Source organism: Streptomyces sp. SD31 (genome assembly GCF_052068475.1).
Taxonomy (GTDB): domain Bacteria; phylum Actinomycetota; class Actinomycetes; order Streptomycetales; family Streptomycetaceae; genus Streptomyces.
On the sequence record NZ_JBQHCX010000014.1, the window covers coordinates 78,219 to 90,863 of the forward strand.

The 12,645-nt window shown below is 69.3% G+C and carries 17 protein-coding genes; 9 read left to right on the forward strand and 8 right to left on the reverse strand.

What is annotated here, in order from left to right; genetic code table 11:
* Nucleotides 1-30 precede the first annotated feature (30 nt).
* The 6 genes from ACTMVF_RS28100 to ACTMVF_RS28125 all read left to right on the forward strand — a co-directional run bounded on the left by ACTMVF_RS28100 (nucleotide 31) and on the right by ACTMVF_RS28125 (nucleotide 5,569).
* Nucleotides 31-306, forward strand: a complete 276-nt coding sequence (locus ACTMVF_RS28100) for a MoaD/ThiS family protein (protein ID WP_030941262.1) — start codon at nucleotides 31-33, stop codon at nucleotides 304-306.
* A 442-nt stretch (nucleotides 307-748) separates the two neighbouring features.
* Nucleotides 749-955 (forward strand): cold-shock protein, encoded by a 207-nt coding sequence (locus ACTMVF_RS28105; RefSeq protein WP_030050353.1) that lies wholly within the window; start codon nucleotides 749-751, stop codon nucleotides 953-955.
* 362 nt (nucleotides 956-1,317) lie between these two features.
* Complete coding sequence (gene groL / locus ACTMVF_RS28110; protein WP_441273884.1) at nucleotides 1,318-2,940, forward strand: chaperonin GroEL; 1,623 nt, start codon at nucleotides 1,318-1,320, stop codon at nucleotides 2,938-2,940.
* 348 nt (nucleotides 2,941-3,288) lie between these two features.
* Nucleotides 3,289-4,416 carry an NADH:flavin oxidoreductase gene (locus ACTMVF_RS28115; RefSeq protein WP_441273885.1) on the forward strand — a complete coding sequence of 376 codons (1,128 nt, stop codon included), beginning with the start codon at nucleotides 3,289-3,291 and terminating at the stop codon, nucleotides 4,414-4,416.
* 28 nt (nucleotides 4,417-4,444) lie between these two features.
* A complete protein-coding gene (locus ACTMVF_RS28120; protein WP_441273886.1) occupies nucleotides 4,445-5,320 on the forward strand; it encodes a metallophosphoesterase family protein in 876 nt (291 codons plus the stop codon).
* A gap of 45 nt (nucleotides 5,321-5,365) precedes the next feature.
* Nucleotides 5,366-5,569: a hypothetical protein gene (locus ACTMVF_RS28125; protein WP_441274065.1), complete on the forward strand. Its 204-nt coding sequence runs from the start codon at nucleotides 5,366-5,368 to the stop codon at nucleotides 5,567-5,569.
* Between the two features lie 14 nt (nucleotides 5,570-5,583).
* Here ACTMVF_RS28125 and ACTMVF_RS28130 read toward each other — a convergent pair whose 3' ends face one another.
* The 4 genes from ACTMVF_RS28130 to ACTMVF_RS28145 form a co-directional block, all read right to left on the reverse strand.
* Complete coding sequence (locus tag ACTMVF_RS28130) at nucleotides 5,584-6,159, reverse strand: hypothetical protein (RefSeq protein ID WP_403342476.1); 576 nt, start codon at nucleotides 6,157-6,159, stop codon at nucleotides 5,584-5,586.
* A 362-nt stretch (nucleotides 6,160-6,521) separates the two neighbouring features.
* Nucleotides 6,522-7,061, reverse strand: a complete 540-nt coding sequence (locus ACTMVF_RS28135) for a DinB family protein (protein ID WP_441273887.1) — start codon at nucleotides 7,059-7,061, stop codon at nucleotides 6,522-6,524.
* Between the two features lie 26 nt (nucleotides 7,062-7,087).
* Nucleotides 7,088-7,291 (reverse strand): DUF397 domain-containing protein, encoded by a 204-nt coding sequence (locus tag ACTMVF_RS28140; RefSeq protein WP_441273888.1) that lies wholly within the window; start codon nucleotides 7,289-7,291, stop codon nucleotides 7,088-7,090.
* Nucleotides 7,275-8,114: a helix-turn-helix domain-containing protein gene (locus tag ACTMVF_RS28145; RefSeq protein WP_441273889.1), complete on the reverse strand. Its 840-nt coding sequence runs from the start codon at nucleotides 8,112-8,114 to the stop codon at nucleotides 7,275-7,277. The genes ACTMVF_RS28140 and ACTMVF_RS28145 overlap by 17 nt, the downstream gene beginning before the upstream one ends.
* 117 nt (nucleotides 8,115-8,231) lie before the next feature.
* On the opposite strand from ACTMVF_RS28145, the gene ACTMVF_RS28150 reads away from it, so the two are divergent.
* Entirely contained in the window at nucleotides 8,232-8,495 is a 264-nt protein-coding gene (locus tag ACTMVF_RS28150) for a hypothetical protein (RefSeq protein ID WP_441273890.1), read from the forward strand.
* Here ACTMVF_RS28150 and ACTMVF_RS28155 read toward each other — a convergent pair.
* The 3 genes from ACTMVF_RS28155 to ACTMVF_RS28165 all read right to left on the reverse strand — a co-directional run bounded on the left by ACTMVF_RS28155 (nucleotide 8,492) and on the right by ACTMVF_RS28165 (nucleotide 11,395).
* A complete protein-coding gene (locus ACTMVF_RS28155; RefSeq protein ID WP_441273891.1) occupies nucleotides 8,492-9,334 on the reverse strand; it encodes an aldo/keto reductase in 843 nt (280 codons plus the stop codon). The genes ACTMVF_RS28150 and ACTMVF_RS28155 overlap by 4 nt on opposite strands.
* A gap of 81 nt (nucleotides 9,335-9,415) precedes the next feature.
* Complete coding sequence (gene murQ / locus ACTMVF_RS28160; protein ID WP_441273892.1) at nucleotides 9,416-10,348, reverse strand: N-acetylmuramic acid 6-phosphate etherase; 933 nt, start codon at nucleotides 10,346-10,348, stop codon at nucleotides 9,416-9,418.
* A 138-nt stretch (nucleotides 10,349-10,486) separates the two neighbouring features.
* Nucleotides 10,487-11,395 (reverse strand): MurR/RpiR family transcriptional regulator, encoded by a 909-nt coding sequence (locus ACTMVF_RS28165; RefSeq protein ID WP_441274058.1) that lies wholly within the window; start codon nucleotides 11,393-11,395, stop codon nucleotides 10,487-10,489.
* 55 nt (nucleotides 11,396-11,450) lie between these two features.
* Between ACTMVF_RS28165 and ACTMVF_RS28170 the strand changes: the two genes are divergently transcribed.
* Nucleotides 11,451-11,837 (forward strand): hypothetical protein, encoded by a 387-nt coding sequence (locus ACTMVF_RS28170; RefSeq protein WP_441273893.1) that lies wholly within the window; start codon nucleotides 11,451-11,453, stop codon nucleotides 11,835-11,837.
* Between the two features lie 13 nt (nucleotides 11,838-11,850).
* Nucleotides 11,851-12,120 (forward strand): DUF4031 domain-containing protein, encoded by a 270-nt coding sequence (locus ACTMVF_RS28175; protein WP_301999710.1) that lies wholly within the window; start codon nucleotides 11,851-11,853, stop codon nucleotides 12,118-12,120.
* Nucleotides 12,121-12,152: 32 nt separating this feature from the next.
* Here ACTMVF_RS28175 and ACTMVF_RS28180 read toward each other — a convergent pair whose 3' ends face one another.
* A complete protein-coding gene (locus tag ACTMVF_RS28180; RefSeq protein WP_441273894.1) occupies nucleotides 12,153-12,626 on the reverse strand; it encodes a carboxymuconolactone decarboxylase family protein in 474 nt (157 codons plus the stop codon).
* Between the last annotated feature and the right edge of the window lie 19 nt (nucleotides 12,627-12,645).

Here is a 12,645-nt window from a genome sequence, read left to right on the forward strand (position 1 = left end):
TGGGGGCGACTACCTGACCGGAGGTCATACGTGAGCGTCAACGTCCGCATCCCCACCATCCTGCGTACCTACACGGGTGGCCAGGCCGAAGTGACCGCCGAGGGCGGCACCCTCGGCGAGGTCATCGCCGACCTGGAGAAGAACCACACCGGGATTGCCGCCCGGGTTCTGGACGACCAGGGCAAGCTGCGTCGGTTCGTCAATGTGTACGTCAATGACGACGACGTCCGGTTCGAGCAGGGACTGGAGACGGCCACCCCGGACGGCGCGGGCGTTTCCATCATCCCGGCCGTCGCCGGCGGCTGACCGAATGACCGATCATTACCCTCGGTAATACCAATTACCGAGAGTTCATCGGATTGCCCCCTCCGTGAGAGAAGCGGAGGGGGCAATTCTGTGTGGTTGAGCGAGGTACAGTTGGGGAACATGCCGCCGATTCACGGGTCGGTGGCCCTTGATTTCTGCCGCACCCCCGACAAGATGTAGCCAAAGTGTGCGGGTTTTTTGCGGCTTTTGCTCCCTTTATCGGGTCCGACTTGACCTGAAGTCAGGGCAATTGTCCCCACATTCCCGACCGGTCGTGCCCGGATTTCTCGTCCGATTGACCTGTTGCAGACGGCAGTTGGGCAGATACATTCAGCCGCGGTCGACGCGTTCCGGCGCACGCCCCCGACCGATGGGGGGTGAGGTCTGACCCGGATCCGCGAAGTGTGGATCTGTGCAAGGGCCAGTAATAGGGGAGTTAGGCATGGCTCAGGGCACCGTCAAGTGGTTCAACGCGGAGAAGGGGTACGGCTTCATCGCGGTCGACGGTGGTGCGGATGTTTTCGTCCACTACAGCGCGATCCAGATGGACGGGTACCGCACCCTGGAAGAGGGCCAGCGGGTCGATTTCGAGATCTCGCAGGGTCAGAAGGGGCCGCAGGCGGACATGGTCCGGCTGGCGGCCAGCTGAAGCACGCGTCGACTTAAAGCAGCGACGTTCTTCTTCGAAGGGCCCGCACCTCCCGGGGTGCGGGCCCTTCGCCGTGCCGTCGGGTGTGTCCTTCGCTCGGCCCGGACCTGCCAGGACCCTGTTCGCGCCCGGCTGGGCGCCCCGCCCGATCCCCTCCCGATCCCCGAGAGCCGCTTGCACTCGCATGGGTCGAGTGCTAATCATTGCGTTAGCACTCTGAAGGTGAGAGTGACAACGAAGGACCGGGTCGGTGAGGCCCGCAGGCCGGATGGGGCAAGGAACCACGAGGCAGGCGAGCCGTCCGTCGCGGGCGCGGGCGCGGTCCGAAGGAATCACCCCCAGTCCTGGAGGGACCACTTCACATGGCCAAGATCATCGCGTTCGACGAGGAGGCGCGGCGCGGCCTCGAGCGCGGCATGAACCAGCTCGCGGACGCCGTGAAGGTGACGCTCGGCCCCAAGGGTCGCAACGTCGTCCTCGAGAAGAAGTGGGGCGCCCCCACGATCACCAACGATGGTGTCTCCATCGCCAAGGAGATCGAGCTCGAGGACCCGTACGAGAAGATCGGCGCCGAGCTGGTCAAGGAAGTCGCCAAGAAGACGGACGACGTCGCCGGTGACGGTACGACCACCGCGACCGTTCTCGCCCAGGCCCTGGTCAGGGAAGGCCTGCGCAACGTAGCCGCCGGCGCCAACCCGATGGCCCTCAAGCGCGGTATCGAGAAGGCCGTCGAGGCCGTCTCCGCCGCCCTGCTCGAGCAGGCCAAGGATGTCGAGACCAAGGAGCAGATCGCCTCCACGGCCTCCATCTCCGCCGCCGACACCCAGATCGGTGAGCTTATCGCCGAGGCGATGGACAAGGTCGGCAAGGAAGGCGTCATCACCGTCGAGGAGTCCCAGACCTTCGGTCTGGAGCTGGAGCTCACCGAGGGTATGCGCTTCGACAAGGGCTACATCTCGGCGTACTTCGCCACCGACATGGAGCGTATGGAGGCCGTCCTCGACGACCCGTACATCCTGATCGCCAACTCCAAGATCTCCTCGGTCAAGGACCTGCTCCCGCTGCTGGAGAAGGTCATGCAGTCGGGCAAGCCGCTGCTGATCATCGCCGAGGACGTCGAGGGCGAGGCCCTGTCGACCCTGGTCGTCAACAAGATCCGCGGCACCTTCAAGTCCGTCGCGGTCAAGGCCCCGGGCTTCGGCGACCGCCGCAAGGCGATGCTGAACGACATCGCCATCCTCACCGGTGGCGAGGTCATCTCCGAGGAGGTCGGTCTCAAGCTCGAGAACACCTCCCTGGACCTCCTGGGCAAGGCCCGCAAGGTCGTCATCACCAAGGACGAGACCACCATCGTCGACGGTGCCGGCTCCTCCGAGCAGGTCGCGGGCCGCGTGAACCAGATCCGCGCCGAGATCGAGAACAGCGACTCGGACTACGACCGCGAGAAGCTCCAGGAGCGTCTGGCGAAGCTCGCGGGTGGCGTGGCCGTCATCAAGGCCGGTGCCGCCACCGAGGTGGAGCTCAAGGAGCGCAAGCACCGCATCGAGGACGCCGTGCGCAACGCCAAGGCGGCCGTCGAGGAGGGCATCGTCGCCGGTGGTGGCGTGGCCCTCATCCAGGCCACCGCCGTCTTCGAGAAGCTGGAGCTCGAGGGTGACGAGGCGACCGGCGCCCAGGCCGTGAAGCTCGCGCTCGAGGCCCCGCTGAAGCAGATCGCCGTCAACGCCGGCCTCGAGGGCGGCGTCGTGGTGGAGAAGGTCCGCAACCTCACCCCGGGTCACGGCCTGAACGCCGCGACCGGCGAGTACGTCGACCTGGTCGCCGAGGGCATCATCGACCCGGCGAAGGTGACGCGTTCCGCGCTGCAGAACGCCGCGTCGATCGCCGCGCTGTTCCTCACCACCGAGGCCGTCATCGCCGACAAGCCGGAGAAGAACGCCGCGCCCGCCGGTGGCGGCATGCCGGGCGGTGACATGGACTTCTGAGCCTCCTCGTAAGAAGGCTCGGACCCGGTCCGTCAGTACCGAGGGCGGCACTCCCTGTTCGACAGGGGGTGCCGCCCTCGGGCGTTTCAGCACCTTCACCAAGGTGGCGAAAGCATCTCGTCCTGCTCAGGCTGCCGAATGGGCAACGAAGATCTTCGCCTGGGTGAGCCCGGTCGCTCGGCGAGCTGGGTGTCGTGTTTCTCTCCGGGCCGTAGGTGTCGTGGGTGGGCGGGAATGTGGGGCAGCGCATAGGCGGTTGCTTAAGGGAGTGCAACAATGCGTGCGCACATACCAGCCGGTCAACCGAAGGGCCGCTGGTCGACAGAGCCACTCCCGAGGAGCCCCCGCGTGACCGTCACCACGACCTCCGCCTCCCGTGCGGCACAGATCCTGTCCCGGCCGACCGTGATCAACGGCCTGACCGTTCCCAACCGCATCGCGATGGCGCCGATGACGCGTATGTTCTCGCCGGGTGGCGTCCCCGGTGAGGACGTCGTGTCGTACTACGCCCGTCGCGCCGCCGCGGGCGTGGGGCTCATCGTCACCGAGGGCACCTACGTCGGCCACGAGTCCGCCGGGCAGAGCAGCCGGGTGCCGCGGTTCCACGGTGAGGAGCAGCTCGCGGGCTGGGCGAAGGTCGCCGAGGCCGTGCACGCGGCGGGTGGCACGATCGTGCCGCAGCTGTGGCACATCGGCATGGTCCGCAAGCAGGGCCAGCCGCCCTTCGCGGACGCACCCGCCGTCGGCCCCTCCGGCCTCCGCATCGGCGACACCGAGGTCACCGGCAAGGCGATGACCCAGAGCGACCTGGACGACGTCATCGGCGCGTTCGCCCAGGCCGCCGCGGACGCCGAGCGCATCGGCTTCGACGGCGTGGAGATCCACGGCGCCCACGGCTACCTCGTCGACCAGTTCCTCTGGGCGGGCACCAACCGCCGCACGGACGCGTACGGCGGTGACCCGGTGGCCCGTACGAAGTTCGCCGCGGAGATCGTCGCCGCCGTACGCGAGAAGGTCTCCGCGACCTTCCCGGTCATCTTCCGCTACTCCCAGTGGAAGCAGGAGGCCTACGACGCCCGGCTCGCCGAGACCCCGGAGGAGCTGGAGGCCATCCTCGCCCCGCTCGCCGCGGCCGGCGTCGACGCCTTCCACGCCTCCACCCGCCGCTACTGGATCCCGGAGTTCGACGGCTCCGACCTCAACCTGGCCGGCTGGACGAAGAAGCTCACCGGCAAGCCGGCCATCACCGTCGGCTCGGTCGGCCTCGACGGCGACTTCATCGGCGCCTTCATGGGCGAGGGCTCCATAGTCAAGGGCATCGACGACCTCCTGGACCGCCTGGAGCGCGACGAGTTCGACATGGTGGCCGTCGGCCGCGCCCTGCTCCAGGACCCGGAGTGGGCGGCGAAGGTGCTGGACGGACGGTTCGGGGAGCTGGCGGCGTACGACGCGGAGTCGCTGAAGACCCTGAGCTGAGCGGCAACTCGGGGCTAGTGTCCGGGAGATGAGGATCCTTCATCTCTCGGACACGCACATCGAGCGCACCGACGCCCCCAACAAGAACGGCGTCAACGCCACCGATTCACTGCGCCTGATGCTCGCCGAGCTGGGGCATCAACGGAACGTCGACGCGGTGGTCGTCACCGGAGACATCGCCGACGACGGGGCCGTGGAGGCGTATACGGCCGTACGCGAGCTGGTGGGCGAGTTCGCGCGGCGGCTGGGGGCGCCGGTGTTCTACACGACCGGCAACCACGACGAGCGGGACGCCTTCGGGAAGGTGCTGGGGAGCGGGCACCCGGAACCGGAGCTGGTCCTGGACTCCGAGGCGTCGGAGCGGGCCGCGGTGAGCACGGTCGGCGGATGGCGCTTCGTGACGCTGGACTCGCTGGTTCCGGGGAAGGTGTACGGCGAGCTGAGTCGGCGTCAACTGGGGTGGCTCCGTGAGGTGTTGAGTCAGGGGCAGAGTCCTGGTCAGCCGGAGCGGGGGACCGTCCTCGCCTTCCATCACCCGCCGATCAGCCTCGACATCTCGGCGACCCAGCCGCACTTCGGGCTGCGCAACCCGGGGGAGCTGGCGGAGGCGATCCGGGGGAGTGACGTACGGGTCGTGCTGACCGGTCATTACCACCTCCAGCTCTTCGGGCTGCTGGAGTCGGTGCCGGTGTGGGTCACTCCGGGTGTGGTCAGCCGCGTCGACCTGACGGCCGCGCCCGGGACGGAGCGCGCGGTGCGCGGGGCGTCGGCGTCGCTGGTGGAGCTGGGCGCGGCGACGGGGCCGATGTTCCATACCTTCCATGCGCGGGACCCTCGGGCGCACGAGACGGTGTACGAGCTGGACGAGGAGCAGGTGCGGGCGTTCGTGGAGCGGGAGGCGTGACCACGTGACCTGCATCGGGTGAGTGAGTCAATCAACTGACTTAAGGTGGCCTCGGTCCTCGCTGCCGGATACGGCCTCAACATCGTCCTGATGTCCGAGGTCTGGCACTTCACGTCCACGGCGAGTGCCGTCGCGGGCGTGATCCTCGCCCAGATGACGACGAACCTCGGCGGTTACGCCCTCCCGTCCGAGAACGCCTTCAAGGTGGTCCTGGCCGTGGGGCAGGTGGGGGCGACGGCGAAGTCGTGAGGGCGGACTGGCTCCTACAGGTTGCCCAGCGGCTCGATGTCGACCTTCACCGGCGTGCCCCAGACGCGCAGCACCTCGTAGTCGGTGAACTCGTGCACGAGGCGGTAGGCCATGGCGGGGCGTGGGCCGCGGCGCTGGGCGGCGATATACAGCTCGGCCTCGCGGCGGTCGCGGCGCGGGGTGCCGCACAGCTGCCACTCCTGGCCGTTCCACAGCTCCGGCAGCCAGCGCTGCTGGGGCTGGGGGCGGTCGCCCCGGACGCCGTAGCGGGAGGGGGCGGTGTGCTCGGGGGCGCGGGGGACGTCGGGGGCCGGGCCGTTGAACTCGGAGCGGCGGGCCGCTCGGCGGCGGGTCTCGCAGAGCAGGCAGAGGTCGGGGGCGGCGGTGTCGACCGGGCCGTTGGGGTGCTCCGGGCAGCGGGTGGTGGGGGCGGCGCCGGTGACGCTCTCGTCGAGGAGGTCGAGGGCACGGCGGAGGTCGGCCTTGACCTCGTGGAGTTTGCCGTCCGGGGTGGTGGCCGTGAGGGACTCGCCGTGTTCGCCGAGGAGGCGGAGGGCTCGGCCCAAGGCGGTGAGCTGGGCATGGTTCATGGGGTGGCTCCGGGGGCTTGCGGGGGGGGCCTGGTCAGGTGGTGCGGTAGACCTTCAGCATGCACATGGAGGGTCCGCTGCCTCCAACCGGGCCATGTGGAGTTCCTCGGTATCCACAGTGAAGCCGAGAGGCTCGGGGAGTTCCACCGGGGCTCCCCAGGGGTGGGAGACGACCGTTGGTAGCGGGCGTCCTTGGGTTCGCTGTACGGATCTCGTAGGTCAAGCCCCCGCCAGGTGTTGTGAGCACCTGGCGGGGGCTGTTCGTTATTCGGGCGAACGCTCCAAGTCAACTCGCGGCAACCATTCCTTGCAAAGAGGGCTCGGGCTGGCCGCTTGAGCTTCGGGCCGGAGGTATCGGGGCGTCAGCCCATGCTCTTCGCGCCGTCCAGGGACTCGCGGATGATGTCGGCGTGGCCCGCGTGCTGGGCCGTCTCGGCGGTGATGTGCAGCAGTACCCTGCGGGCCGACCATTGAGCCTCAGCCTCGAACCACGGGGCCTTGGGCAGCGGGTGGGCGGCGTTCAGGTCGGGCAGGGTCGCGACCAGCTCGTCGGTGCGGCGGGCCACTTCCTCGTACTCGGCCAGCACGCCGGCCAGTGTCTCGCCGGGCAGCATCCGGAACTCGTCGGCGCGCTTCGCGAAGTCGGCCTCGGTCATGGCGGTGAAGTCGGGCATCGTCGACGGGCCGTGCTGGATGAAGGCCGCCCAGCCCCGTTCCACCGACGTGACGTGTTTGATCAGGCCGCCGAGACACAGTTCGCTGACGGTGGTCCGCTCGCCGGCCTGCTCGTCGGTGAGGTCGCGGGTGGTGAAGCGCAGGAAGTGCCGCTGGTTGGCCAGCGCCGCCAGCAGGTCGGCGCGCTCGTCGGTGGCGGTGGCAGGGGTGTGCGTGGTCTCAGTCATGACGGCCACGCTAGAAGGCAATGAGGTCAGATCCTGACCGCTTTGACGAAGGCCGACCAAGCCGATGCTCGGAATACGAGCTTCGGGCCGTGGGGGGTCTTGGAGTCGCGGACGGGGACGAGGGTGGGGACGTCGTGGGTGACTTCGAGGCAGTCGTTGCCGCCCCCGCCGCTATAGCTCGACTTGTGCCACACGGCCGTGCTCAGGTCGTAGTCAGGGATGTTCCTCATAGGCGTAATCCTGCGCCACCGCCTCGATCAAGGCTAGGGACTTCTCCGGCGAAAGTGCGGAGGCTGTGAGGAGCTCGAAGGTGAACCTCAGCTGGGCGACGGTGGCAGGGTCGTCCTCCAGTCGTCCGGTGCCTGGCCCCTCGAAGTAGACCAGCGGAGGGGCGTCCGCGAAGTCCATCAGCTTCAGTGAGCCCTCCATCGCCTTGTGCGCTCCCGCGCTGAAGGGCAGCACCTGCGCAAGGACCCGGCTCCGGCGGGCCAGACCGGCGAGGTGGCGCAAGGCCTCCGCCATTACCGCCCGTCCGCCGATCTCCCGGCGCAGTGCCGCCTCGTCAAGTACCACCCACAACAACGGGCTTGTTGGATTGTCGAGTAGGCGCGTCCGAGCAATCCGGCCTTCCACCCACTCGTCGATGGTTTCCTGCGGTGCCGTCGGGTCGTATGCGCGGTTCACGGCTTGTGCGTACGCCGGCGTCTGCAGCAGCCCGGGGATCAGCAGCGGCGCGTACTGCCTGATCGCCGTCGCTTGAGCCTCGGCCTCCGCCGCCTCCGCGAAGTGCTCCGGATACTTGGACTTGTTCGCTGCCTTGCAGTTCCGTACGAAGAAACCGTTCGTGCCCAGCACCTCGTCGGCCAGTGGTGCCATGTCGGGCCGCAAGCGCCGGGTGCCGGCCTCCAGTTGGCCGATGAACGCGCCGCTGACGAACAGCTTCAGGCCCAGGGCCTCCTGGCTCAGGCCCTTCTTCTCGCGCGCGTGGCGCAACTCCGCGCCCAGCAGCGCGCGCGGCGACGACGACGGATCGAGATCCTTCGGTGCTGGCATGTGCGACTCCCGGTCCACCAGACGAGGTTGTTGGGGCGCCCCGTATGGCCAGGTTAGGTGCGTGACCGCCACGCTGTGTGGTGAATCGCGAACTCTGCGTGGAGAGGTGAAGTCAACGTGCGGTCGACCGAAGAAGTCGTGGTGTCCCTGCGGGAGGCGCTCAGGGGAGTGGGCGTCGTACTGCCCTCCCTGTGTGTGGATCCGGTCACCGGGGCCGGAGACGAGCCGTTCGCTCTCGTCCAGCTCGGGCGCTGCAATGTCCGCACCGCGGAGCGGCTCGCGGCGGTGCTGCGGGGTGAGCCGGTGGAACCCGCGCCGACGAAGGAGGAGCTGTTGGCGCGGGTTCGGGAGGTCAACCGGGAGGGGAGACTGCCGCGTTAGGCGGCCTCGGAGGCGCGGTTCAGGCGGTCGTACTGCTCCTGGGTGAGGTGGACGGCGTTCGCGCCGAGGTTCTCCTCCAGGTGCGCGATGCTCGTCGTCCCCGGGATCGGGAGGATCACCGGGGAGTGGGCGAGGAGCCAGGCCAGGACGACCTGCGTGGGGGTGGCGTCGAGCTCCTTCGCCACCGCCGCGATCTCCGACCTCGCCCCCGACTGCCCCGCCGCCACCGGCCGCCACGGCAGGAAGGCGATGCCCGCCGCCTCGCAGGCCTTGAGTACGGGTTCGTGCTCGCGGTCGAGGAGGTTGTAGCGGTTCTGGACGCTCGCGATGTCGACGACGCTCCGGGCCTCCGCGAGCTCGGCGGCCGTGACCTCGGACAGGCCGATGCGGCCCACCTTGCCTTCGTCACGCAGGTCGCGGAGCGCGCCGAGCTGGTCGGGGAGGGGTACGGCCGGGTCGAGGCGGTGGAGTTGGAGCAGTTCGATGCGGTCGAGGCGGAGGCGGCGCAGGGCCTCGTCGACCTGGGCGCGGAGGTCGGCCGGCTCGCCCGCGTGTCGCCAGCCCTCGCCGGACGTGGTCCGGCGGATACCCACCTTCGTGGCGATCAGGACGTCGGCGGGGTAGGGGTGCAGCGCCTCGGCCAGCAGGTCCTCGTTCGCTCCCCAGCCGTACAAGTGCGCCGTGTCGATCAGTGTGACGCCCAGTTCGACGGCGCGTCGGGCGACCGCGAGGCAGGCGGCGCGGGCCTCGGGGGTGTCCGGCCGCAGGTGCATCGCGCCGAATCCGAGCCGTCGTACTTCCAGGTCGCCGCCGATGCGGAATGTCGTCGGTGCCGTCATATAGCCACGCTAACAGGGGAGTTGGCGGAACGGCCGTGCCTGAGCCGTGGCTGAGAAGCTCCTGCCCCTTCGTCGAAAAGGTCAGGTAGCCGCCGCAAGGGCGGCGCGCAGGTGGCCGCCGGTCTCTTCCAGGAGGCGGGCGGCCGTGGGGCCGTCCACCTCGCCCAGCAGGATCAGGATCGCCGTCTTCACCTCGCCGCCCGCCTCGGTCAGGGCCCGCTCGATGTCGGCCTCGTCCGCGCCCGTGGCCAGCGCGACGATGCGGCGGGAGCGGGCCCTCAGCTTGTCGTTGGAGGCGCGGACGTCGACCATCAGGTTCCCGTAGGTCTTGCCCAGGCGGATCATCGTGATCGTCGACAGCATGTTGAGGACCAGCTTCTGGGCCGTGCCCGCCTTCAGGCGCGTGGAGCCGGTCAGCAGTTCCGGGCCCACGACGATCTCGATGCCGTGCTCGGCGGCCGCCGTCAGCGCGCTGTCCGGGTTGCAGGACAGGCCGATCGTCAACGCGCCCCGCCCACGGGCGTGCTCGACCGCGCCGATCGCGTACGGGGTGCGCCCGGAGGCCGAGATGCCGACCACCGTGTCGGTGGCGGTGAGCGCGAGGGCATCGAGGTCGGCGCGGGCCAGGTCCTTGGAGTCCTCGGCGCCCTCGACCGAGGTGACCATCGCTTTTGGGCCGCCCGCGATGAGCCCGACGACCTGGGTGGGGTCGGTGTTGAAGGTGGGCGGACATTCGGAGGCGTCGAGCACGCCCAGGCGACCGGCCGTACCCGCACCGGCGTAGATGAGGCGCCCGCCCTGCGCCATCCGGGTGGCGGTGGCGTCGATGGCGGCGGCGATCTCGGGGAGGCGCGACGCGACGGCGGTGGGTACGGCCGCGTCCTCGCCGTTCATGAGACGGGCGATGTCGAGGGTGGGGAGCCGGTCGATGTCGGCGAGTTCGGGCCGGAAGGCCTCGGTGGTCAGGGAGTCCAACTCGGCGCGGACATCACGGGGGTTGGATGTCGAGGTCATGAGAGACGGCTCTTTCTGAAGTGCGGTGCGCTGTCTGACCTGGAGGGGCGCGGGACTGTATCGATATGCGGCTCCGCCGCGTGGGCGCGCCAAGCCACATCCTGCCCGCAGATACCCACAAGCGGTCTGGCCTACGGTCTACCGGCGATGCCGATGCGCCAGCGCCTCATAGGACGCGGCCAACGCAGGCGCCGCACTCTCATAAGTCCGCTGAGCAACCCCCACGAACAGGCAGTCCACCACCAGCAGCTGACTGGTCCGGGACGACATCGCCGCGGGACGCAATTCACTCTCCCGAGCCGTCGACGTCGTAAGAATGTGATCGGCGTACTGAGCAACCGCCCCGTCCGGCCGCCCGGTGATGGCAACCGTCGTGGCCCCATGCTCGAAAGCCACCCGCAGCGGCTCGATGACATCGCCCGTCGACCCGGAATGCGTAATGGCGATCGCCACGTCACCCGCACGGAGCTGCACGGCGTTCGTCACGGCGAGGTGCGGATCGCTGTGCGCGTGGGCTATCAGCCCTATGCGCAGGAGCTTCTGCGCGAGGTCCTGCGCGACCAGCCCGGACGCCCCGACGCCGTACACGTCGATGCGGCGGGCCGCGGCGGCGGCCGACACCGCCGCTCCCAGCTGGGCCGTGTCGAGGCCGGCGGCCGTGTCGGCGAGGGTCTGCTGCTCGTCGTAGGCGAGTTTCGCCACCACGTCGGCGATGGGGTCGTCCACCGCGATGTCGGTCGTTATGGCGGGGGCGCGGCCCGACTGCTGCTGGGCGGCGAGGCCGGCGAGGGCGAGGCGCAGGTCGCGGTAGCCGGGGTAGCCGAGGAGGCGGGCGGTGCGTACGACCGTCGCCTCGCTGGTGCCGGTGAGTTCGGCGAGGCCGGTGACCGTGAGGGCCGCGCAGCCCGCCGGGTCGCCCGCGACCGCTTCGGCGACGCGCTGCATGGAGCGGGTCATCGACGGGGCGAGTGTGCGCACCTTGGCCGCGAGGGCGGCGGGGGCGGGCGGGGGACCACTGTCGAAACTTTCCTTCACTCTCCGGGGCACATGTGAAAGATATTTTCGGCTCGGCGTCTCGGTCAAGAGTGCGCACAATAGGTGCATGGAACCCATCGGTCCGCTGGAGCAGGCGCTGCACGCCGCCCGCGCCCTCGTGCTCGCCGACCTGGTCGCGGGCAAGGTCGCCGAGGCGGACGTCGTGTCGCTGGTCGAGGAGTCGGTCGTACAACGGCGCTGGTGGGTGGAGCAGTGGCCGGAGGGCGCGGCGTACGTGGCCGGGCTGGTCGCCCAGGACGTACAGGACGCGCTGCTGGAACGGCACGGCCGCTGGCCGCTGTGCCCGGTGTGCGGCACCGGTGACCCGCATGCGCTGGATGTCGAGCCGGAGTTGGGGCCCGATCCGCACTGGGTGTGCCACCAGGCCGGGGTGAAGGTCGCGGCGGTCGGATCGCTGGGGTCGGCCGGCCCGGGCGGGGCGCCGTCCTCGTGAGACGCGTGACGTCGTGACGATCTACATAGACCCGCCGACCTGGCCGGGGCACGGGCGCATGTGGTCGCACCTCGTGAGCGACGTGTCGTACGACGAACTGCACGCGTTCGCCGAGGAGTTGGGCGTGCCGCGGCGTGCCTTCGAGCGAGATCACTACGACATCCCGTCGCATCGGTACGCCGATGTGGTGCGCGCGGGTGCCGTGGAGGTCAGCAGTCGTGAGGTGGTGCGGTTGCTGACGGCGGCGGGGTTGCGGAGGCCGAAGGGGCGGGCGATCGGCTAGCGCCCCCTCGGCCTCGGGTGGAGTGCTCCCGGCTAGGCGAACTGTCCGGGCCGGTAGTCGCCCGCGGGCTGCTGGATGAGGACGTTCATCCGGTTGAAGGCGTTGATGAGGGCGATCAGGGCCACGAGGGCGGCGAGCTGCTCCTCGTCGTAGTGCTTGGCGGCGTTCTCCCAGGCCTCGTCCGAGACCCCGCCGGCCGCGTCCGCGATGCGGGTGCCCTGTTCCGTCAGCTCCAGGGCGGCGCGCTCGGCCTCGGTGAAGACGGTGGCCTCCCGCCAGGCGGCGACCAGGTTGAGGCGCAGCCAGTCCTCACCGGCGGCGACGGCGTCCTTGCTGTGCATGTCGGTGCAGAAGCCGCAGCCGTTGATCTGGCTGGCGCGGAGTGTCACCAGGTGCTGGGTCGCGAGGGGCAGTGGCGAGTCCTGCACCACCTTCCCCGCCGAGACGATGTGCTTCACGAACTTGCCCATGGTCGGAATCTCGAAGGCGTTCAGACGGGCGCTCATGGCCAACTCCTCTGCCGTT